General features: G+C 44.5%; 20 protein-coding genes. 8 read left to right on the top strand and 12 right to left on the bottom strand.

What is annotated here, in order from left to right; translation table 11 throughout:
• Nucleotides 1-27: 27 nt before the first annotated feature.
• On the bottom strand, nucleotides 28-804 hold the full coding sequence (locus tag H6G17_RS08435) for a tectonin domain-containing protein (RefSeq protein ID WP_192156099.1): 777 nt from the start codon (nucleotides 802-804) through the stop codon (nucleotides 28-30).
• A 222-nt stretch (nucleotides 805-1,026) separates the two neighbouring features.
• Here H6G17_RS08435 and H6G17_RS08430 point away from each other — a divergent pair, with 222 nt between their 5' ends.
• From H6G17_RS08430 to H6G17_RS08410, 5 genes are all read left to right on the top strand, one after another.
• Nucleotides 1,027-1,875, top strand: a complete 849-nt coding sequence (locus H6G17_RS08430) for an ABC-2 family transporter protein (RefSeq protein ID WP_192156130.1) — start codon at nucleotides 1,027-1,029, stop codon at nucleotides 1,873-1,875.
• Nucleotides 1,876-2,005: 130 nt separating this feature from the next.
• Nucleotides 2,006-2,488 carry a thioredoxin-dependent thiol peroxidase gene (gene bcp, locus H6G17_RS08425; protein ID WP_192156097.1) on the top strand — a complete coding sequence of 161 codons (483 nt, stop codon included), beginning with the start codon at nucleotides 2,006-2,008 and terminating at the stop codon, nucleotides 2,486-2,488.
• Between the two features lie 23 nt (nucleotides 2,489-2,511).
• Entirely contained in the window at nucleotides 2,512-3,333 is an 822-nt protein-coding gene (locus H6G17_RS08420; RefSeq protein WP_192156095.1) for a hypothetical protein, read from the top strand.
• 81 nt (nucleotides 3,334-3,414) lie between these two features.
• Complete coding sequence (locus tag H6G17_RS08415) at nucleotides 3,415-4,065, top strand: HAD-IA family hydrolase (RefSeq protein WP_192156093.1); 651 nt, start codon at nucleotides 3,415-3,417, stop codon at nucleotides 4,063-4,065.
• Between the two features lie 270 nt (nucleotides 4,066-4,335).
• Nucleotides 4,336-5,382 (top strand): ABC transporter substrate-binding protein, encoded by a 1,047-nt coding sequence (locus H6G17_RS08410; protein WP_192156091.1) that lies wholly within the window; start codon nucleotides 4,336-4,338, stop codon nucleotides 5,380-5,382.
• Here H6G17_RS08410 and H6G17_RS08405 read toward each other — a convergent pair.
• The 8 genes from H6G17_RS08405 to H6G17_RS08370 form a co-directional block, all read right to left on the bottom strand.
• Nucleotides 5,379-7,085: a phosphate ABC transporter substrate-binding/OmpA family protein gene (locus H6G17_RS08405; RefSeq protein ID WP_192156089.1), complete on the bottom strand. Its 1,707-nt coding sequence runs from the start codon at nucleotides 7,083-7,085 to the stop codon at nucleotides 5,379-5,381. The genes H6G17_RS08410 and H6G17_RS08405 overlap by 4 nt on opposite strands.
• Before the next feature lie 129 nt (nucleotides 7,086-7,214).
• Nucleotides 7,215-8,315: an LD-carboxypeptidase gene (locus H6G17_RS08400; protein WP_192156087.1), complete on the bottom strand. Its 1,101-nt coding sequence runs from the start codon at nucleotides 8,313-8,315 to the stop codon at nucleotides 7,215-7,217.
• A gap of 5 nt (nucleotides 8,316-8,320) precedes the next feature.
• Nucleotides 8,321-8,818, bottom strand: coding sequence for a thioesterase family protein (locus H6G17_RS08395; RefSeq protein WP_192156085.1), 498 nt, complete (start codon nucleotides 8,816-8,818; stop codon nucleotides 8,321-8,323).
• 109 nt (nucleotides 8,819-8,927) lie between these two features.
• Nucleotides 8,928-9,656, bottom strand: a complete 729-nt coding sequence (locus tag H6G17_RS08390) for a DUF3891 family protein (RefSeq protein WP_192156083.1) — start codon at nucleotides 9,654-9,656, stop codon at nucleotides 8,928-8,930.
• Nucleotides 9,657-9,872: 216 nt separating this feature from the next.
• Complete coding sequence (locus H6G17_RS08385) at nucleotides 9,873-11,213, bottom strand: ATP-grasp domain-containing protein (RefSeq protein ID WP_192156081.1); 1,341 nt, start codon at nucleotides 11,211-11,213, stop codon at nucleotides 9,873-9,875.
• A 53-nt stretch (nucleotides 11,214-11,266) separates the two neighbouring features.
• A complete protein-coding gene (locus tag H6G17_RS08380) occupies nucleotides 11,267-12,103 on the bottom strand; it encodes a class I SAM-dependent methyltransferase (RefSeq protein WP_192156079.1) in 837 nt (278 codons plus the stop codon).
• Nucleotides 12,104-12,105: 2 nt separating this feature from the next.
• Complete coding sequence (locus tag H6G17_RS08375; RefSeq protein WP_192156077.1) at nucleotides 12,106-13,335, bottom strand: sedoheptulose 7-phosphate cyclase; 1,230 nt, start codon at nucleotides 13,333-13,335, stop codon at nucleotides 12,106-12,108.
• Nucleotides 13,336-14,038: 703 nt separating this feature from the next.
• Nucleotides 14,039-14,203 carry a hypothetical protein gene (locus H6G17_RS08370; protein WP_192156075.1) on the bottom strand — a complete coding sequence of 55 codons (165 nt, stop codon included), beginning with the start codon at nucleotides 14,201-14,203 and terminating at the stop codon, nucleotides 14,039-14,041.
• Nucleotides 14,204-14,756: 553 nt separating this feature from the next.
• Here H6G17_RS08370 and psaC point away from each other — a divergent pair.
• Together psaC and glmS are read left to right on the top strand one after the other, a co-directional pair.
• A complete protein-coding gene (gene psaC, locus H6G17_RS08365; protein WP_012411495.1) occupies nucleotides 14,757-15,002 on the top strand; it encodes a photosystem I iron-sulfur center protein PsaC in 246 nt (81 codons plus the stop codon).
• Nucleotides 15,003-15,379: 377 nt separating this feature from the next.
• Entirely contained in the window at nucleotides 15,380-17,281 is a 1,902-nt protein-coding gene (glmS, locus tag H6G17_RS08360) for a glutamine--fructose-6-phosphate transaminase (isomerizing) (protein WP_192156073.1), read from the top strand.
• Nucleotides 17,282-17,334: 53 nt separating this feature from the next.
• Here glmS and H6G17_RS34560 read toward each other — a convergent pair whose 3' ends face one another.
• On the bottom strand, nucleotides 17,335-17,685 hold the full coding sequence (locus H6G17_RS34560) for a helix-turn-helix domain-containing protein (protein ID WP_015152872.1): 351 nt from the start codon (nucleotides 17,683-17,685) through the stop codon (nucleotides 17,335-17,337).
• Between the two features lie 377 nt (nucleotides 17,686-18,062).
• Between H6G17_RS34560 and H6G17_RS08350 the strand changes: the two genes are divergently transcribed.
• Entirely contained in the window at nucleotides 18,063-18,761 is a 699-nt protein-coding gene (locus tag H6G17_RS08350) for a response regulator transcription factor (protein WP_192156068.1), read from the top strand.
• Nucleotides 18,762-18,823: 62 nt separating this feature from the next.
• On the opposite strand, the gene H6G17_RS08345 is transcribed toward H6G17_RS08350, so the two are convergent.
• Together H6G17_RS08345 and recN are read right to left on the bottom strand one after the other, a co-directional pair.
• Nucleotides 18,824-19,330, bottom strand: a complete 507-nt coding sequence (locus H6G17_RS08345; protein WP_192156066.1) for a GNAT family N-acetyltransferase — start codon at nucleotides 19,328-19,330, stop codon at nucleotides 18,824-18,826.
• A 77-nt stretch (nucleotides 19,331-19,407) separates the two neighbouring features.
• Nucleotides 19,408-21,234, bottom strand: coding sequence for a DNA repair protein RecN (gene recN / locus H6G17_RS08340; protein WP_192156064.1), 1,827 nt, complete (start codon nucleotides 21,232-21,234; stop codon nucleotides 19,408-19,410).
• Between the last annotated feature and the right edge of the window lie 148 nt (nucleotides 21,235-21,382).

The raw sequence follows: 21,382 nt of genomic DNA, 5'->3' as shown, positions 1-21,382 counted from the left end.
ATACAAGTACGGGTAAAGAGTGAGGGATTATAAACGAAAAACTTTTCCCTCAATGCTGATTACCCAAGGAGTACCATTCGGTTCGACTGCTATGCCAGTAGCAGCACCAGGGAGTGTCGTCCACTTAGAAGCTTGGCGTGAAAGTATTTCAAAACCACCAGCGCCAACTGGCTTACAGCCTAGTATCCAAGCAGAGTCATTTTCTCCTACTCCAATCTCCTTTGCACAACCGGAAACTTGTTGCCAACTGTCGCCACTACGTTTGTAAATCTGCCCGCTGGAATTGACAATCCAAGGAGTACCATTCGGTTCGACTGCTATGCGTGCAGCAGCGCCTTCAACTCGATTCCATTGGGAACCTTGCCATGAAAGGATTTCAAAATTCTTAGCTCCAGATTGCTTGCAACCTAATACCCAAACAGAGTCATTTCCTACTGCAATATCTCTCGCACAACCTGCAACTTGTTCCCATCCATTGTTACCGTTGCCTTTGTAGATTTGTCCGCCTGAGTTAGTTATCCAAGGAGTACCATTTGGTGCGACTGCTATGTCGCTACCAAAACCTGGAATCATATCCCACTTAGAACCGTTCCAAGTAAATAAGTAAAAATCTCCCGATTCGTTTGCTTTAGCGCAACTTACCATCCAAACAGAGCTATTATTGCCCACGCCAAGATCTTTTGCACACACTCCGGGAAATTGCTTCTGTACTGACGTTGCTCGATCTGCACATTGAGTCGTTACAGATGCTAAACATGACAAAACAATGATTTTAAAAATCGTTCGTCCCAGTTGAAAACGCATAGATGGTTAATTGAATTGTATGATTTGTATGGTGGAAAAATTTGCTATTTCGATCGCATCTTCATAGATCTATCATCAGATACTTGTCCTTGCAGAAGAAAAAAAATAAGAGATATTTTATAATCGATTCCTAGTCGAGTGCTTCGATCTCAATACCTACACTTGGTCGTTACAGATAAGATCGAGAGAGAAAAGCGCGATCGCACTCAATTAAGACTCAAAATGACAAATCTGCGGCAATCAAACTCTAAAATTAATCAATTTCAGGCGATTGGCAAAAAATTAACGCGCGTCTTGCGGATTAGCGCTACCTTACTCACCTCATATTACGCTTATATGTTGGAATATCGGGCAGAGCTATTTTTATGGGCTTTGTCTGGTAGCCTACCGCTGATCTTAATGGGGGTATGGACGCAAGCAGCCCAAAGCGGACAATTCGGCTTATCGCCTATAGACTTTGCCCGTTACTTCCTCACAGTATTTCTGATCCGACAGTTTACCGTGGTGTGGGTCATTTGGGAATTTGAGAAAGAAGTCGTCGAGGGACGGCTCTCTCCCCGCTTGCTTCAACCTTTAGATCCAGTTTGGCATCATGTATTTTCTCATATCTCTGAAAGATTTGCTCGCTTACCATTTGCGATCGCCCTTGTCGGTTTGTTTTTCTTCCTCTATCCCCAAGCGTTTTGGATACCAAGTTTAGGTAGTTCGATCTTATTTATAATTGCCGTTCTGCTGGCTTTTACTCTGCGGTTTCTAATCCAATATACTTTTGCTTTGTTTGCTTTTTGGACGGAAAGAGCAAATGCAATTGAAAATTTCTGGTTTCTATTTTACCTGTTTTTCTCGGGTCTAATTGCACCTTTAGAGACGTTTCCGCCAATTGTGCGCGATATTGTTCTATGGACTCCTTTTCCCTATCTGATTCATTTTCCTACTTCCTTAATCGTGGGTTTACCAGAAAATGTAGGGCGGGGTTTTTTAATTACAGTAGGTTGGTGCGCGCTATTTTTCGGCTTAAATCGTTGGTTGTGGCGACGGGGGTTAAAGCAGTATTCTGGGATGGGGGCTTAAGAGATGATGTCGCGCAAAGGCGCAAAGCAATCTTGGCGACTTTGCGTCTTTGCGCGAGATTAATTAAAAGACTTGCTTTTCATGCGGAACTACTGGAAGATGTAGGACGGCGATCGCATTTATCCAATTTATGACCGATATCCCTCAGCCAGGGCAAATATCACCAAATTTTACTGCTATCAACCAGGATGGTAATTTGGTCAGTTTAGCCGATTTTGCCGGACAATGGCTGGTACTTTACTTTTACCCTAAAGATGATACACCTGGGTGTACGACGGAAGCAAAGGACTTTAGCGAGTATACGCAGGAGTTTAGCAACCTGGGGGCGAAGGTTGTCGGCGTGAGTGTTGATTCTCAACAGTCTCACTGCAAGTTTATTGCCAAACATAATTTGTCAATTATACTTCTGAGCGACCCCGAACATCAGGTTGCTGATGCTTATGGGGCGTGGCGATTGAAAAAGTTTATGGGTAGGGAGTATATGGGTGTCGAACGTTCTACTTTTGCGATCGCACCTGATAGAACTATCGCTCATACTTGGGCAAAAGTCAAAGCCAAAGGTCACGCGATCGCCGTTCTCAATCGTTTGGAAGAATTAGTCAGTTCTAAATAAGCATATTTCAATCTTTATTTATTATGTCAAAATTCAAGCAGTGGATAGCTTTAGCCGCGATCGTGGCATCAATTCTAATTGGATTTCATACTATTTCTAGTCCCACAATCGCTCAAATTCCAGACACACCAGACGAACACGGAATGCGAGTTGTGGGAAATCATAAAATCTATCTTTCTCACATGGGGATTTTCAAAGATTATCCTACCACAAATCACGATTATCAAGCACTTTTTGAAGTGATTTTTGTTGGTAAAGATAATCCTCAAGCAAAATATTTGAGCGACCAAAAACAAGATGCCACTAAGAATGAATATACTTTAGAACCAACAGAACATTTTCTGTTGTCAGACTTAGCTGCTGGTAAACGCAAGTCATTTAAAGCTAATATCTATCGCGGACAGTACGAACGCCCCGAACTGAATCCGATCGGACTGGTGAGTAATGCTACTGTAAATGTAAAGCGAGTTATCTACTTTAAACGATTCGATCCGCAAGCTAAATTGCCAAGTAATTTAGAGTATTTGTTGTTTGGCGATCGCTCGGAACAATACGTCGCGCATGTGTTAACTAAACCCCGCGATTTCGATCAAATTTTAGCGGTGAAAACTCCCCTCAATTTAACAAATGCAGAATTAGCTAAAACTGTATCGCTAACTTTTCCAGAACGTCCGACTCCTAACGAGCCAGCCCTCGCTAATATGGTACTCAAAGCAAATAATGGTGAGCAATACCAAGTCTTAGTGGGTGATGCTGCCAAACCCCAACAAATAGAGTTAGCAACGGAATATTTCTTGGAATCAATCGATTATTGCGGTAAAGAGGGATGTCAACCTTTACTGTAGTTAAGGTTGTAGTCTATACACTCATTCCAATTAAGATATGTTAAGCTTGGCTCGAACCCTCAGCCTTCCTGGACGATGACCATGCTAGCAGCGATTCTTTACGATCTCGACGGTACGATTGTCAATACCGATCCACTGCACTTTCGCATATGGCAAGCACTCTTGAAAGAGCATGGTATAGAGATCGATCGAGAGTTCTATAAAAATCGCATGAGTGGCAGGCTGAATCCATTTATCGTGCGAGATTTATTTCCAGAATTCTCTTCTGAAGAGGTGATAAAATTTAGCGATCGCAAAGAAGCAGAGTTTCGCGAACTAGCAGTGGAATTGACACCAATACCAGGACTGTTAGAAGCGATCGCTTGGGCTGATGAAAAAGGAATCAAACAAGCCGTAGTCACAAATGCTCCTCCAGAAAACGCTAAGCACATGTTGAGCGTTTTGAACTTAGAACATAGATTCGAGCGAGTATTTGTCTCCCAAGAAATCGGTATGGCAAAACCCGATCCTGGACCCTATCTTTACGCACTAGCTTACTTTGGCTTAAACGCTCAACAAGCGCTTGTATTTGAAGATTCTCCCTCGGGAATTCGTTCAGCCGTGGGTGCAGGAATACCCACAGTAGGCATTGCCTCTTCCCAAACAGCAGATGAGCTTGACGATCTAGGTGTAATGCTAGCTATTCCTGATTTTACCGACTCCCAACTTTGGAGACTATTGGGCGACAGATAATACAAATAACGATCTTTGTGTAATAAGTTGTTTCACATGTAATTTGCCTACAAATAGCAGCTAAAAGCCTGACCATAAATACATTTTCCCCTTTCTACTTTTAACTTTTAACTTGTTTAACAGGGACTTGCTCAAATCGCCTTGCTGGTAGTAATATTCTTGACTGTATTTCTACATCCGAACAACTCAAGCATCTTTCATTTGTCTTTCAGAACTACCAAACGACCGTAGCACTCGATCGCAGCTTGTTGTCAGTTACAATCTACAACTATGTCAAAGATAAATCAGTATTGGTCTCGTCGTCATGCACTGTGGATGATGGCAGGGACGACGGGTAGTTTCGTTTTACATGGGTGTGACACGGCGACTCAAACACCATCCCCAAGTCCGACAGCAGCAAAACCCGTCTCAGCCACGATTGGCATTCTTAACTGGATTGGACTAACACCACTACATATCGCGCTCGAAAAAGGGTTTTTTAAACAAGCTGGCATCGACTTGCAGCCAAAAATCTTTGGCTCTAACCCCGATTCTAACGCTGCTTTTATCGCCGGACGGCTAGATGCTCTCGCTCCCGTGACTTCAGAAGCAATTTTGATTGCGAGTAAAGGCAGAGACTTTCGAGTAGTTTTAGTTGAAGATATTTCGGTGGGTGGGGATGGCATTTTGGCGCGAAACAGCGTCACAGACATTAAGGCATTTAAAGGTAAAAAAGTGGCAGTGGAAAGAGCTTCTGTCAGCCATTTCTTCCTCTTGCAAGTCCTAGCTGAAGCAGGTTTAAGCGAGAAGGATATTACGATCGTCAGCACAACACCAGATGCAGCAGCAGCAGCTTATCAAACCGGACAGGTTGAGATTGCTGTATCCTATGCGCCTTTTTTACAAAAAGCAAATCAAGCGCAGAAAGACGGACGAATTATTTACGACTCTGCAAAGATGCCGACTGCGATTAGCGATCTGTACGTGTTTGATGCAAAGTTTATTCAAGCCAACCCTCAAGCAGTACAGGCATTTGTCAACGGTGTCCTTCAAGGGTTAGACTTTCTCAATAAAAATCCAAAAGAAGGGTTAGCGAGCGCAGCTAAGCGTTTGGAGACAACACCTGATAGTCTTGCAGCCGATCTAAAAGGAATTAAACTTCCCGATGCTGCTACGAATATCGAAATGTTTACTAACTCGCAAAGCGAACTTTACATATTAAACTCAATGAAGTCTATGGCTGAATTTTTATCCAGCCAAAAGCAGATTGAAAAAGTTCCCGATATGTCAAAGTTTATCGAACCAAAGTTTGTCAAGGCAGCACAGAATACGATTTAAGTCCCAACGCGCACGAGGCGAATTTCTGTCCTTTGATTGCGCGGATCTTGGGGTGAAATTCCAGATAGGGGTTGGCGGAAGCCTTTACCCTCAGCAACGATCTGGAGCTTCAAGCGCGATTTGAGATAATTGGCGACGACTTGCGATCGCTGTTGGCTGAGTTTTTGGTTGAGTGCGGCTAAGCCAGTTCTGGATGTATGACCGATGACACGCACGGCGACGGTGCGATCGTTGAAATCAGACATTTCTGCTGCTAGACGATCTAATGTTTGCTTACCTTCAGGCGTAAGTGTTGCCGAATCGTAGGCAAATTTCACGTTCCCTTTCACATGTAAGTTGCCAATATTAGGCGCGGATGTCAACGAATTGCGATCGAATTTGCGAGGGGTGAGTGCTATTTCTTGACCTGCCAGTTTGTTTGCTAATGTTGGGTTATCTGCGCGGACAAGATCGATCAGTGTTTGGGTATTGTTTGCGGCTTTGGTGATGAACTGGGACGCAAATAGGTTTTTAGGATTGGCAGGGACTTGCTCCATTTTGCCTGCTAGTGTCAAGATGGCGGCTGTAGAGTCGATCCGTTTTTCAAAAGTGCCATCAGTCAGCCAGGATTGAGCTTCAGTTGCGGTAAAAAACTTGATTCCCTGCATGACTGCGATCGCATCTTCTGCTGATAGCTGTCCATCTTGAGCTATTTGTTGTTTTAACCGTGAAGCATCGCGCATGTCAGCGTCAACGCGGCGATAGTATGCAGCTAAGAAGTCAGAAAGCTTGTCGGGTTGAGATTGGATCAGGCGATTGGAGGCTATAATTACGTCTACGATCGCCCCTTGAGCGTCGCCACTCGATAAAACTACCGTATATCCCTGCCTTTGCGCTTGGGTGACGTATGGTTCCCAGACAACAGCTACCGCTACATTTTGTCGCGGATCTTGAATGAGTTTCCACGCATCGGCAGCATCTTCTACCCGCCGGATTTGGAAATCGCTTAACTGAAATTCTTCAAATTTAGCACTCAGTAATAAGGCGAGATACTCGCTCGGACTGTTGCCAGTAAAAGCAATGTCTAACAGTTTACCTTGCGATCGCTGCTGTTGAACGAGTTGAGTCAAATCTTGTAGCGATCGCAATTTTGGATATTTTTTGGTATTGAGAATAACTGCATCTCCCCCCATCGTGCGATCGATTAATCCGACAACTTTACCATCGACTTTTTGTAGCAGAAATTCATCTAACGTCGAAAATGCTAAGTCAGTTTTTCCCTGGTTTAACTGCTCGATTTGCTTGGAGAAATGCATTTCATCCATGCCGAGTTGATAGCGCCAGTCAATGCCCAATTTTTTCAGTGCTTGACGCAGTTCTGGACTCCGAAAAGTGCTGTAACCGCTGAAGGAGTTGCCGCTAGCTAGTAATGGCGTATATTCTTGTTTAAAAGTATTTTCCGATTCAGTAGAAATAGAATTAGTTGTGGTAGCTTTTTGTACAGGCAAGCTACGAGTTTTCCAGACTAAATACAGTATTCCCGCCAGCGCTAATATTCCAATTAACGGTACAATCGACCAATTAACCGTAAACGATCGAGTAGGAGTTTTTTTATTACGATTAAGAGGAGAGTGACAATTTTGACAGTGAGTTAAGGCGATCGAATTAACGCGACCGCATTTCTGACAGTTGATAGAATGATATTGTTTTGAAGTAGATTTCATTTTTCATAGCAAGAAAATATAGCAATACAAAATTAAAGCTTAAGGAGGAAATTTATGCAATCAATCCTCTAAGAATCTTTATTTTTTCCTTTTAATACATATGTTACAAATGATACTTTAAATAAAAGCTTATACAACCGCAGACTCCAACATCTGAATCGTTCCCGCAGTTGCATCAATTTCAACTTCTAGACCCATTGGTAGTGTCAAAATAGTGTCAATGTGACCGATCGCCGCACCGTACCAAGCGGGAATTTTTAATGGTTGAATGTGGTTCCAAATAACTTCCTCTAGAGTTAAAGAACCATAATCGGCATCTGGAGTACAGTTAGGACATTGCCCAAATATAAAACCTGCTAGTTTATCAAAGATTCCAGCTAATTTTAACTGTGTCATCAGGCGATCGAGTCGATAAATATTTTCACCAATATCTTCTAAAAATAAAATTGCTCCGTTTAGATTTGGTAAGTATGGCGAACCGACAATTGCCGATAGTACAGATAGATTTCCTCCAAATAACCTACCTTTAGCACGACCAGGATTAATCGTTTGAATTCGATATTTTACTTGCATTATACGGTCTGTATCGCTGCCATCTTTGAAGTTTTTAAACTCTAAAGATTCACCCGCAAATAATATGCGTCGAAAATAATCTGTTTGCTCTGCATTCCAAGAAGAAAAACCATTTGGTCCATGAAAAGTGACTAAATTAGTTCGAGCTGTAATCCCTAAAATTAGAGCAGTAATATCGCTAAACCCAACAATAATTTTGGGATTTTTCCGAATTAATTCGTAATCTAAATACGGTAAAATTCTGCTAGAACCCCACCCACCTGTAATAGGCAAAAGTGCAGCAACTTTAGGGTCGGCAAAAAACTGATTTACATCAGCAGCGCGATCGCGGTCTTGTCCAGCAAGATAACCATAGCGATCCAAGACATGAGGTGCGAGTTTCGGTTCTAACCCCAATCCTCTCACGGCATCGCGGACAATATCTAAATTTTCCCGTACAAATGTCGCCCCAGCAGGACTGATGATTCCCACAACGGAACCGGGTTTTAGTCTTGCAGGTTTGATGGGGGAGTCGGGAGTCGGGAGTCGGGAGTCGGGATGTTTTTTCCCTCTGTTCCTCTGCTCCTCTGCTCCTCTGCTTAACTTTGCAGTAAAGACAGCTGTACTAGTAATAGTTGTGGCGATCGCGCTTCTGAGAAAATGACGGCGTGGGAACATTGAGCTTAGCGATTTGGCGTACCAGCTAGCCGAGCAAAAGCACTCTCGACATCTGGGGGTAATTGACGCATAATTTTACCCTTTTCGCGATCGACTGCTACTAATATGACTCTTGCCGTTACATACAATTCTTGGTTGTCGGGAGATTGAATTTGATAGTCCCAATTGATCCGCACGCCTTCCATATCCGCCATGCGAGTTCTAACTACAGCATCCATCCCCATTTTGATCGGACGGTGGTAGCGTACTGCAAGTTCTACTACAGGTAAGTCACAACCCAAAGCGACTAAGTCAGCAAAATTAATCCCAATCGATCGCAAGCATTCTACTCGCGCTTCTTCCATCCAAGCAATATACGAACCATACCAAGCGTTACCACCATAATCTGTGTGATGTGGCTGCGCTCGGACTGGATATTCAAACCAATCGGTAAAGGCTACGTTGGGTAAGTTTGTTGTCGTTCCGTCAGTATTGGGGTATTGAGGATCTTGTGCTTGGCTCACTGTCAGATTTAAGGAGATAAGGGATAAGGGGTAAAAGGTAAGGGAGAGAGTTAGTAGTTAATGGGCAACTACCAACTACCAATTACCAATTACCAATTACCATTTGCCATCATACTTTAACAAATGTCCACTCCAAACTTTTCATCGGTGCGGTTTGTAATTGCTCTATCAGTTCGGCATTACTACCAAATTGTAGTTGGGAAAGGTATGAGGCTTCTACGTTAACAGTAAACTCCCGATCTTCAAAGCACCAAGGAGTAACGGTAACTTTGCCATCCTGCAACTGAATAATATCGTAGCGATCGCCATCTGGTCCTTTCCCTATTTCTAATGCGCGTTCGTCTACTGGTAATTGACGGTTACAGAGAATTAATGAAAGGCGATCGCACCACTGAAAAAATGCATAAGCTTCTTCAGCATCTTTCTGACTAATTTTAAGTTCTTTTCTATATTGCTTTTGTAGCTCTAATTGTTCGTCAAGAAACTCATCGAGTTCCGATGACTCTCCCCGTTTTCCTTCATTCAAAAAGCTAGTATGCATAGAAGTTAGCATTGTCACCCACCGTCCCCGATAGCGTGCGTTGGAAATGTGCTGTTTCAGCTTGGGTAGATGAGTACTAGTATCGAGAGTAAAGTCTAACGGCGCACCAGCTGGCGTGAGACTATTTTCTTCCCATTCTTTTTCTAGATCGTCGTGGTGAGAAATTGCAGCTATGGTTTCGTAGATCCGTGGTGGAAAATCTCTACGTCGCCAATGTCCAGCAATTTGTGCTGCAAGTAGCGCATGAGCGCGATGATAAATAACTTCCCAACCTGTTTCAGTTTGATTAGCGATCATATAACAGTTATCCATTATCAGAAGAAAGGAGTCAGGAGTCGTAGGGGCGGGTTCACCAAAGATCTCTGACTCCGACGAAGATTTCGAGTGAACCCGCCCGTACAGGAGTCAGGAGTCAGGAGTCAGGAATCAGAAGGAAGACAAATACGAATTCTTCTCACGCACCACGCACCACGCATCACGCACCACTCACTCCCTAACTACCAACTACCACTTTCAATCCCCACCCAATTCGACAATCTTGCCGATATTGAAATCTATTCTGATCCAGCCTTTGAGCCTGCGGAGATTGTCTAAAAGTAAGAGAGGAATTTGCCAGTGATGTACCATTAAAAATGGCAAAGGATCGTCGATCGCAAAAATTGCATCCTTCCCGCGTAAGATGGTTTTGAACCAGGTCTGTAATTGTTGAAAAGAGCGAATTCCAGTTAGCCGCCAGAGTTCGTGATAAGTCCAATAAGTAGGCTTGCTGGTCGATAAGGGTTGCAACGGCTCAGTATAAGGCTCGTTACTTAGATATGCATCGGCTACCCCTGGATGATTATAAAACATTGTAATTGCTGAGTGAGTGCGGGGGTTGCACTCGATCGCGTAAACGTTTCCATCCTCAGCTTGAATAAAGTCAAAAGAAGCTTGTCCGGTAATTCCTAATTCTTTGACAAAATGACGCACCCATGCAAGTATTTCTGGCTTGTCAACGTTTTCGTAATTGACTTGAAAAGCCGAAGACTCGCAACAGCAGTGCATTCTTAATTCCCCGTTGCGAACGGTGCTGTGAGTGCAGTATTCCTGTCCTGGGATAAATTCCTGCATAATCCAAGGCTTTTCAGGACTAATCGGCAGGCTATTGACAAAAGCTGCTATTTCTACTTGTGTAGCACATGGTAGCTTAGTTAAGTTTAAGCGACGTACCGAGTCGTAGGGAATGCTTTTAAGGATATACGGACGTTCTGCATTGGAAAAGTCAAAGTTAATGACTTGTTCTGGATGAGTAATTTTGAAAGATTTGGGGACAGATAAACCGAGAGATCGCGCTTTCTCGGCAAAATCATGCTTATCGTCTAACATCTGCGTCACCTCTGCATCGAAGTGAAACACCTCGCAGCAGCCAGATAAAACTGATTTAGCCACAGAGTCATAGTAGCTGGCGACGGGACTACAGACGGGAACGTAGACATCAATATTTTCTTGTTTGGCGATCGCCAACAATGCTTGTGAATAGCCTTCTAGGTCTTTTTCCGGTGCGGGAACGGTATAAAAGCGATCGACGGCGTTAGAAAATCGATGTCCGGTCAACCAATATTTATGAGTTTCTACCAACACCACCCGATGTCCGACCATATGAAACGAACGGGCAAGTTGCAGGGCTTTGGTCATCTTCCCCCCCGTCAGCATGATGTTTTTGGGGTGAGATACAGGTAAGATGCCTCCGTCAAGAAACGGCTTGCTGACGAGATTCCACAATAACGCTGTCAAGACAACGATACAGTTGAAAGGAAAGGCGATCGCGAGTAGAAGTAGCGTTCCCAGATTTTGGAGTACTGCAAATATCTGCATGGTAGGGGTAATAGATTGTGGTAAAAGCAAGGCATTGCCTTGCTTTTACCGATTTATATGCGCCGAATAATTGTCAAACCATCGCGTAGCGGTAGCAAAACCTGTTCCACGCGGGGGTCAGCAGCTACGATGCGGTTAAATTGGGCGATCGCTTCTCCGTTCGGGGTGCGCTGGTCGGGTGGCAGGTATGGTTGTCCTTGCAACAAGGTATTATCAACGCAGATAAATCCTCCAGAGGGTACTAAATCTGCATTTAGCAAGAGGTAGAAATAATCTACGTACTCCTTCTTATCGGCATCGATAAATACTAAGTCAAAAGACTCTTTCGCGGCTGCCAATTTCTGCAAGGTTTCTAAAGCTGGGGCTACTTCTACAGAAATTTTGCGTCCGTGGGGAGATGCTTGAAAGCAGTCAATTGCAAAATCTGCCACGTATCGATCCACTTCGCAAGCGACCAAGCGTCCGTTTTCTGGTAAAGCCTCTGCCATTGCCAAAGCAGAGTAACCCGTGAACATTCCGACTTCCAAAACGCTTTTGGCTTTGGTCATGTGGACGAACATTTTTAATGTCTGTCCTTCCAAATGTCCAGATAGCATTTCCTGTTCTAACTGGCGGACTGTCTCCTGGTCAGAAAATCGTTTTTCCCAAGGTTCAGCACAGGTCTTGTTTGCTAGTGCGGCGAGGGCAGCAGATTCTTCGGTAGAAACGGCTTCGATATATGGGTCGATGCCTGCGGCGAGTTGCCACACTTGCTGAATTTTGGCAGCTACCTCTAAAGAAATGTTTTGTTCTTTCGCCACTAACTCTAGGATTTGTTGCAACTGCTGCACTAGAATCCCCAAGGGCGTAACTGGTCTTGCCGTATTTTCTTTCTGAGGTGCGATCGTCATGGTTATACGCTCCCTACAAGTTCGGGTTCTTGTACCATGTAAGCATCAACACCGTCGCCACCGCGAGGATAGGTCGCGCACAGTTGCTTGTGTTCGGCTAAAGCAGCATTCAGTTCTTCCCGCGTCAGATCATTGACGAAGAAGCAAGTACCGATCGGTTTGGGCATTGCTGCGCGTAGTTTGCCATCTCTGGTTTGCATAATCGACTCAGTTGCCTGCCAGAGAAGATCGCCTTCTAGTAGGGGATGGTCGAGGGCTAAGCCGATCCGACTCATTAAACCAAGGATGCGATCGCGGTCTTGGGTAGAGATGTAGCCGCGTTTTGCTGCGAGAGTGGCTGAGAATGCCATGTCAATATTCACAGCGTGACCGTGGAAAATTGGTACGTTAGGGGCGAGTTCTAAAGTCGGACTCCAGGTATGACCGTAGGCAATGACGCGATCGAGGTCGATTTCGTGCAGGTTGGGAGTTTCCAACTCGATCATCGTCTTGATCGATTCGTAATTGACTTTGTAGGCAATTTCCTGAAGTTCTGGTGTTGCATCTACATAACCGAAGTGAGTTTGCAGGAGTTGTTCGCCATACTTCTCCAGTAAATTGAAGACTTCAGCGTTGGCAACTACGGCAATTTTTACCAGTTCTGCCATGCCGTTACGCACTTGGGCTGTAGGTAGGGTGCGCAAGAAAGAAAAGTCAAGGATGACCTGTTTAGGTGCGTGGTAAGCGCCCAAGCGGTTTTTCAGTTTCTTATGGTTGACTGCAACCTTAATTGCTACTCCAGCATCGATCAGACCGATTAAGGTTGTCGGAACACGGATGAAGTTAGAGTTACGACGATAAGCAGCACAGGCAAAACCAGCTACATCTGTGACTAATCCACCGCCAACAACCAAGACTGGTTCTTTGCGGACTAAGCCGAACTCGGCAAATGCATCGATAATTGTCTCGAAGGTCGCGATCGTCTTATTTGGTTCGGTGATGGTGATGGGGAATACGGTTAGGTCGATGCTGTAATGCTGAAAGTAAGCTTCAATTTGTTCGCCGTACAATCGATAAATGTTGGCATCGATGACGGTTAAACAGCGTCCGTATTTTTGATATTGATCGGCAATTTCACGGTTGCTAATGTCAAAAGCACCATTAATGCAGAGGAGGCTGAATTCAATCTTTTCGTAGCCTTCAACGTGAAAAGCTGTTTCAGTCGCCGTGAACTTTGCTTGTACTTCGCTCATGAATTTTACCTGTGTGAATTAGTCCAACAAAAATTAGCGACTTGCATGTAGCGCCGCAAGACCAAGTAGATGCAAAAGAAGTTCAGCAAAAGCACATTGGATACAGTAGTAAACACTTACCCAATTTTTGACTTCACTTTTTTCTGTTGCCTCTAACCACTCGCCACCGTGTTTGGGAATGCGATGACAGAAAGCCTAATAAGTTCGCGTCAATTATGATGGCGATAACAACGTTTGCGCTAAACGCTACGCTACACTACTCCTTCGGAGAAGCAAGCTACGTGAACGCTAACGCAATTTCTGCTCGCCCTTTACTCTCAGCTACACTTTCATAGCTGGTACTGCTCTTATTAGGTCAAAAAATACATTACTAAAAGCCAAATTAGCTATTTCCTAGTGTGTTTCCCAGTCTGAATACAGCGGGAAGAAAAGGAGGAGAAAAACTAACATCAGCAGATTTTATTTGCGCCTTAAGAGCCAATTGACTCTGACAATACATTAGCAGCAAGTAAATATTATTTGCAATCCTTGACAAAAACAAATCTTTATAGAAGACAAAAAATTTGCAGCAATGTTGCGATTAGACATTGCTTAAACTGCCGCTTGGAATCGCTGAGCTTACTGCTGTTACCCGCTCTTTTGCCGAATCTGCGATCGCGGTTGGAATCCTACAAAATACTGAAATCTACGAGCTTCGGCAAGCCTAAATGCTTGGCTTTGAAGTATTTTTACTCATAAAAATAGCAGCTATAGCGATCGAACCACCTTTTTCATCTCCTGGTTTCCATTTGAGATTGCAACCGTAATTGACATTCTGCTCTGAATTTAGAGGAGATAGATCTAGTTCAACATTGGGCTTGTATTGCAAGTTTTGCTCCCTTATGGACTTTGCCACACTTGACACGATCGCAGCTATGCCAAGGCACTCGCGCGCGTGAGTCTATTCACGTTACATCACAAAAATAAACTGAAGCCGAAATTTCTGTCCTCAGTCCAAAGTAGGAGTTGTATTTACTATAAAAAAATTACGGCAATTGCCATAATTATTCCTAACAACTCTACTTGTGAATTCTATCAAACTCAGCAATGATTTACAAGAGTTTACATAAAATTGAGAGGGCGATCGCCAAATATTTTCTCTAAATTTTATTGACTAGTTTCAACACACAATTTATTACTTTTATAACTATAGATAGATGTAGTCAGTTGTCAGTTATCAGTTATCAGTGGTAATGGGTAGTTGTCCCCCTTGTCCCCCTACTCCCTGCTCCCTGCTCCCTACTCCCTGCTCCTTACTCCCTACTATTACAGAATTTAAAGTTATGTAGCCTTTTACTGAAGTGGATTCGGACTCTACGGTAAACTAAGCCTTGATTATGAGTCTATGCCAACATAAAACGCTCGTTGGAGTCTTAATTTCCATGTCTCATACCGTTAAAATCTACGATACCTGTATCGGCTGCACTCAGTGCGTGCGGGCTTGCCCAACAGACGTGCTAGAGATGGTTCCTTGGGATGGCTGCAAAGCCGCTCAAATCGCTTCCTCTCCCCGCACGGAAGACTGTGTAGGCTGCAAGCGCTGTGAAACAGCTTGTCCCACCGACTTTTTAAGCATTCGCGTATATCTCGGTGCGGAAACCACTCGCAGCATGGGTCTAGCTTACTAGAGTTTGAGTTAAATCCTCTAGACGCTAGAAATAAAAAAACAACATTTTGATAGCCAGTACCATTAGACGATTGCCTTTTTTAGCTGCGTGTCACAATCCAGCTGCATACAGAGGGGGGAGAACACAAGCCACCCTCTTTTTTTGATTGAGGGAGCAGGGGGATAAGGGGGACAAGGGGGACAACTACCAATTACCCGTTACCACTGATAACTGATAACTGTCAACCAGTTACTACTACTTAATTCGTGCAAGGGCAACATCCGTATGGCGTAAATCATCAACTATAGAATAGAGAAATTATTTGTCGATTCCAGACAAACCCAATAGATTAACTCATAAACTTTAAAGAATATAAGAAAGAATAGAAGGAGTGACACATGTGCGGAATTGTAGGCTATATCGGCACTCAAGCGGCAACCGGAATTTTGCTGGCGGGTTTAGAAAAGCTGGAGTATCGAGGCTACGATTCTGCCGGAATTGCTACGGTGTGGGAAGGCGAGATTCACCGCGTCCGTGCTAAGGGTAAGTTACGCAACCTCCAATCAAAACTTAACGGACAAGAAATTCCTGGTTTAGTCGGAATCGGACATACACGCTGGGCAACCCACGGAAAACCGGAGGAACACAACGCTCACCCACATTTAGATGCTTCAAAACGGGTAGCTGTAGTGCAAAACGGTATTATCGAAAATTATCGAGAGCTACGAGAAGAATTAAAACAGCTGAACTATGAGTTTGTGACTGAAACCGATACTGAAGTTATTCCCAATTTGGTAGCGGAATGTCTGAACCAGATGCGGCAGAGTGGCGAAACCGAAAAATTTTACTCTCCTTTGACGGAAGCAGTGCGGCGAGTCGTGAATCGGTTGGAAGGAGCATTCGCGATCGTGCTTTTGTGTGCCGATTATCCTGATGAAATTGTGGTGGCGCGACAACAAGCTCCGTTGGTGCTTGGTTTCGGGCAAGGGGAGTTTTTCTGTGCTTCAGATATCCCGGCGATCTTGCCCTACACTCACGCGATCGTGCCGTTGGAAAACGGAGAAATGGCGACTCTTACGCCTTTGGGAATTGAAATTTACAATTTTGCAGGCGATCGCCTCAAAAAACATCCCCATTTGCTCAGCGGTACTGCCGTCACGATGGAGAAACAAGGCTTCCGTCACTTCATGCTCAAAGAAATTTACGAGCAGTCGAGTGTCGTGCGGATGGTTTTAGAAACATACATTGGCAACGATTGGACTGCTGCATCTACCACCAGTCCAATTAATCTGAGCTTACCAGCAGAGTTCTACACCGACTTGGAGCAAGTTCAAATTGTAGCGTGCGGTACGAGTTGGCACGCTAGCTTGGTGGGTAAGTATTTGCTGGAGCAGCTGGCACAAATTCCCACACAGGTACACTATGCCTCAGAATTTCGTTACGCGCCGCCGCCTCTGATGCCGAATACGTTGATTGTGGGCGTGACGCAATCTGGTGAAACGGCTGATACCCTATCGGCGATCGCTATGGATAAGCAACGCCGTGCCGAGAAAACGCCACAATTTCGTCCTCGTCTGTTGGGAATTACCAACCGAATGCAAAGTTCGCTAGCTCGACTAGTAGACTACACGATTGACATTCAGGCTGGAATTGAAATTGGCGTAGCCGCCACAAAAACTTTTATTGCCCAACTAGTTGCTTTTTATTGCCTCGCCCTCGATCTGGCGTATCGCCGCCAAACTCTATCAGCGACTCAACTAGAGCAAATCATCGGGCAACTGTGGCAACTCCCAGCCCAGATCGAGTCAATTTTGGAACAGCAAGAGCGACAAATCGAAGAACTCGCCCATGAGTTTACTGAGACGCAAGACTTTATTTTCATCGGACGGGGAATTAATTATCCGATCGCGCTGGAAGGGGCGCTGAAATTGAAGGAAATTAGTTACATTCATGCGGAAGGCTATCCAGCGGGAGAGATGAAACACGGACCGATCGCTTTGTTGGATGCCAAAGTTCCTGTCGTGGCGATCGCTATGCCTGGTAGCGTTTATGAAAAAGTTCTTTCTAACGTACAGGAAGCTAAAGCCCGCGACTCGCGCTTAATTGGCGTTGCTCCCATGCACGACGAACACGCCAAGGAAATATTTGACGATACACTGCCCGTCCCAGTTGTAGATGAAATCCTCTCTCCCATTCTCTCCGTGATTCCGTTACAGCTACTTGCCTATCACATCGCTGCAAGGCGTGGCTTGGATGTGGATCAACCCCGTAATTTGGCTAAGTCCGTCACCGTCGAGTAGATTTTGGGAAAAGTCGATTTGTGCAAGATATAAATCGACTTCTGAATTTGGAACTATGAAATTAATTCTCGTTCCAAAGTTTGCTCGATCGCTTGTAAAGATTGCTGATTGACCTGCAAACACTTCCATCCTCTATTTGCAGTGATAGTAAAAATTAAACCTCCCTCTCTCAAAGCACTGAGTACTTGCCGCGCTGTATTTTTGTTAATAGCAACTTTTTGAGCGATAGTTTCTACCGTCATCGGTTCTTCACCGCTACAACAGTCAAGTATTTCTAAAGCTAATTGATAAGGTTGAGCTAAATATGGTCGCACAACCTGTTGAAATGGTTGCGGTAAACAGTGACGAAACCAAAGAATAAATTTTGTTGCTGTTTGAATTTTTTCTACACTTTTTTGATTCACTTGCTCTGGTTATCAGTTATCAGTTATCAGTTATCAGTGAGTATTTACAACTAGACCATCTACAAGCAGCAATGCTTTTGTTGCCCAGAAACCGTTTCAATAGCTAGCCACTGGTCACTAGTCCTTGGTAACAGGTCACTGGTCACTGAATTGCTCCCTTTTAGGGACAACTTCATCCCTTAGAGGGATATAAGAATTCTATGACTGATGCGAATATCAGTGTATCTACCGAAGGGCGGGTAATTGACTCATTATCTCTCACCCGATTTCAGTAAATGTTCGGTGGACTTTGTAATTTATATTGAATTGACTGCGACAAAAACTGTTTTTTCAGGTAATTTTTTAAACTGTTGAGATCGAACTGGTTGAGGTTAAATATGAGTCTAATTCAAGTCGCCTTAGTTGAAGACCACACTCTTACCCGCTTAGGAATGCGGACTGCTCTAGAACAGACTCAGAAAGTAAAAGTGGTTGGCGATGCTGCTAATGCCCATGATGGGTTGCAATTGCTGCAAACGACTAAGCCAGACGTGGCGATCGTTGATGTAGGCTTGCCAGATATGGATGGAATTGAATTAACTCGTAAATTCCGCGAGTTTCAAACCCAAACTCCAGACTGCAAGACTAGAGTTTTGATCCTGACTTTAAACGATCGCGAAGATACTGTTTTAGCTGCTTTCACGGCTGGAGCAGACTCTTACTGTATGAAAGACACTAGTATAGAGCAGTTGGTCGAAGCGATCGAAGCGACCTACGCAGGTGAAAACTGGATTGATTCGTCAATTGCCCGGATCGTGTTGAAAGAAGTCCGTCCGGTTGGTGCTAAGCCAACTGTGGCGATCGATGCCATAGAGCCAGAATACACTCAAATGCTGGCAGCGACTCCTCTCACCGAGCGCGAACTCGACGTGTTAGCGCTGATCGTAGCGGGGCATAGTAATTATGACATTGCCGATAAACTCTACATTACAGTTGGCACTGTCAAAACTCACGTCCGTAATATTCTTAATAAGTTATGCGTCAACGACCGGACGCAGGCGGCTGTACGCGCCCTCAGAGCTGGGTTGGTAGCATAATTTATCCAGAAATGTTATGACGTGTAGAGACGTTACATGTAACGTCTCTACACGTCATGTCTCTATACGCAATAAGTTTCTTGTTTAAAAGGTCTGAAGCCGCGATTGAGGTAGTTGGGCATGGCAGCTGGGTGGTCTAAAGTGCAGGTATGCAACCAAATATAATTTTTAGTCAAATCCCAAGCTCGTTCGATCGCTACAGTGAGTAGGTGTTTGCCCAATCCCCGCCCTAAAAATTCGTCGAGAATACCAAAATAAGCAATTTCTACCGATTTATCTTCGTGTTGTTTTAATTCAAAAAATCCGGCTGGCGCACCCATTGAGTAGAGAATCCAAATAGAAATGTTGGGTTGTTTGAGATGATTTTTAATTTGAATATCCGTCCAGTTGAGGCGATCGCACCAATGGTATTTACGTCCAACTTCCATGTACAGATAGCGATAAAACGAAGCCGGACATTCAATGACTCGATGAATTTGCAGGCGATCGCTTTCTATTTTGGCAGGTTTTAATTCGTCTGCCGCTGTCATTTTTAGATAGGTACGGGTGACTTCAATTTTTTCGATCATTGGTCATTAGTAAGTCAAAAGTTAAAAGTCAAAAGTCATAACCAATTAGTCACTGATAACTGATAACTGATAACTGATTATCGTTTCTTCGTCGATTTAGCCGATCGCGATTTTGTGGCTGCACCGTTTTGCGGAGTTTGTCGTTGATTGGCGGCTTGGGTAAGCAAAGATTCGGCAAAGGCGATCGCATCTTGGGCAGATTTACCCCCTGCGAGATTGGCTAATTCCTCCCGCCGCGTATCAAAATTATCCAGGGCTGCAACTCTCACAACCGTCCTAATTTCTCCCGATCCCGGTACGGGCAGGTTTGCCGGGACTGTTTGTTTATCCCCAGGCGTGTCTGATAAACCCGCCCCTACAATAACTTGCTTATCTACCCGAAAATGACGATCTGCCATAGCTGCAACTAGGGGTTGGTGGGTGACGCACAACACTTGGTGACGTTGGCTGAGATGGTGGAGTTTATCGGCGATCGCTTGGGCGACTCTTCCCGATACGCCAACATCAATTTCATCAAATATCAGCGTTCCCGATGCTTCGGCTTGGGAAAAACAGGCTTTGAGGGCAAGTAAAAATCGACTCATTTCACCCCCAGAGGCGATCGCGATCAGGGGTTGTAATGGTTCGCCAGGATTGGGGCTGAATAGAAAAGAAATTTGGTCGTTTCCGGTGGCTGTAGGGACTGTAGAGGCTACTTCTACCTGAAATTGGACTTTTTCCATCGCCAAGGGTTTGAGTTCTGCAAGAATCTGTGCTTCGAGTTTGGCGGCGGCTTGCTGGCGCAGTTGGGTGAGTCGATCGCATTCCTGTAACAGTCGGTCTAGATATTTTCGTTCCTGTTGTTCCAAGGCTTCAATCGATTGTTCGCTGTCGTTGAGTTCGGCGAGTTCGGTTTGAATTTTTTGGTAGTAGGCGATCGCTTCTGGAAGCGTACCGTACTTGCGACACACGAGTTTTAATTCGCGAATACGAGATTCGACAATTTCTAGCCGCTGCGGATCGGATTCTAAACTTTCGCCATAAGCGCCGATCTGCCGTCCTGCTTCTGTAATTGCTGCGAGTGCTTCGCTGACTAAATCGAGGATTGGTTGTAGCTGGGTGTCGTATTGCACCATATCTGTTAGCGTCACTTCTGCGTCTGCTAGTAAGTCGGCGCTGGCTTGTCCGTCATTCTCATTTTGATAGAGGACTTGGTAGACTTTATAACTCGACTGTTGTAGTTCTACGACATGGCTGAGGCGTTGGCGTTCCTGTTCCAGTTGTTCTAGTTCGTCTGGTTCGCTTAAACTAGCTACTTCTAATTCTTTGACTTGATAAGTTAGTAAGTCAATTTGCTGCAACCGCTGGCGATCGGACTGTCGGCGTTTTTCTAAATTAGTTTTAACTTCTTGGTATGCGGTATGGGCAGTTGCGACAACTTCCCGTTGTTGAAAGTGACTTGTACCACCATATAAATCTAGCCATTCTCGTACTTGGGCTGCTTGTCCTACTTGTACGGCTTGCCCTTGGGCAGTAATTTCTACCAGGCGATCGCGTAGTTGTGCCATGTGCTGGCGGTTGACGAGTACCCCATTGACTCGCGATCGGCTGCGGAGGCTATTTTGAGCTACGGTTAACTCGCGACTGCATATTAAGGAATTATCGTCAATTAGTTCGATTTCTTCTGTAATTAGCCAGTCAGCCAAATCTTTATCCAATCGAAATGTCGCTTCGATCGAGGCGCGATTTGTTCCCGTGCGAATGGCGCGACTATTGACTTTTCCACCCAAGGCTGCATCGATCGCATCCAAAATAATCGATTTACCAGCACCAGTTTCGCCTGTGAGGACATTCAGACCAGTGCCGAATTCCAACTCCAGCTGGTCAATTAAAGCAAAGTTTTCAATCTGGAGGGAGATTAACATGAAGGGCTATATCGTGAGGGCGATCGCATACTTGCCACCTCATGAATTTTAGCCAAGATTGGCAGGGGATTAATAGATCGGGTGGTAATTGGTAGTTGGTAGTTGAAGGTGGGCTGCTGACTTCTGTTACGATAAGTTGCAAATTGCA

It is taken from the genome of Chroococcidiopsis sp. [FACHB-1243], from assembly GCF_014696895.1.
GTDB lineage: Bacteria > Cyanobacteriota > Cyanobacteriia > Cyanobacteriales > Chroococcidiopsidaceae > Chroococcidiopsis.
Note: the sequence above shows the minus strand (reverse complement) of the source record. Positions and strands in the feature narration are given on the sequence as shown.

Coding starts and splice junctions, on each gene's coding strand:
- H6G17_RS08435 (WP_192156099.1), bottom strand. CDS start 804: ATGCGTTTTCAACTGGGACGAACGATTTTTAAAATCATTGTTTTGTCA.
- H6G17_RS08430 (WP_192156130.1), top strand. CDS start 1,027: ATGACAAATCTGCGGCAATCAAACTCTAAAATTAATCAATTTCAGGCG.
- bcp (WP_192156097.1), top strand. CDS start 2,006: ATGACCGATATCCCTCAGCCAGGGCAAATATCACCAAATTTTACTGCT.
- H6G17_RS08420 (WP_192156095.1), top strand. CDS start 2,512: ATGTCAAAATTCAAGCAGTGGATAGCTTTAGCCGCGATCGTGGCATCA.
- H6G17_RS08415 (WP_192156093.1), top strand. CDS start 3,415: ATGCTAGCAGCGATTCTTTACGATCTCGACGGTACGATTGTCAATACC.
- H6G17_RS08410 (WP_192156091.1), top strand. CDS start 4,336: ATGTCAAAGATAAATCAGTATTGGTCTCGTCGTCATGCACTGTGGATG.
- H6G17_RS08405 (WP_192156089.1), bottom strand. CDS start 7,085: ATGAAATCTACTTCAAAACAATATCATTCTATCAACTGTCAGAAATGC.
- H6G17_RS08400 (WP_192156087.1), bottom strand. CDS start 8,315: ATGTTCCCACGCCGTCATTTTCTCAGAAGCGCGATCGCCACAACTATT.
- H6G17_RS08390 (WP_192156083.1), bottom strand. CDS start 9,656: ATGATCGCTAATCAAACTGAAACAGGTTGGGAAGTTATTTATCATCGC.
- H6G17_RS08385 (WP_192156081.1), bottom strand. CDS start 11,213: ATGCAGATATTTGCAGTACTCCAAAATCTGGGAACGCTACTTCTACTC.
- H6G17_RS08380 (WP_192156079.1), bottom strand. CDS start 12,103: ATGACGATCGCACCTCAGAAAGAAAATACGGCAAGACCAGTTACGCCC.
- H6G17_RS08375 (WP_192156077.1), bottom strand. CDS start 13,335: ATGAGCGAAGTACAAGCAAAGTTCACGGCGACTGAAACAGCTTTTCAC.
- psaC (WP_012411495.1), top strand. CDS start 14,757: ATGTCTCATACCGTTAAAATCTACGATACCTGTATCGGCTGCACTCAG.
- glmS (WP_192156073.1), top strand. CDS start 15,380: ATGTGCGGAATTGTAGGCTATATCGGCACTCAAGCGGCAACCGGAATT.
- H6G17_RS08350 (WP_192156068.1), top strand. CDS start 18,063: ATGAGTCTAATTCAAGTCGCCTTAGTTGAAGACCACACTCTTACCCGC.
- H6G17_RS08345 (WP_192156066.1), bottom strand. CDS start 19,330: ATGATCGAAAAAATTGAAGTCACCCGTACCTATCTAAAAATGACAGCG.
- recN (WP_192156064.1), bottom strand. CDS start 21,234: ATGTTAATCTCCCTCCAGATTGAAAACTTTGCTTTAATTGACCAGCTG.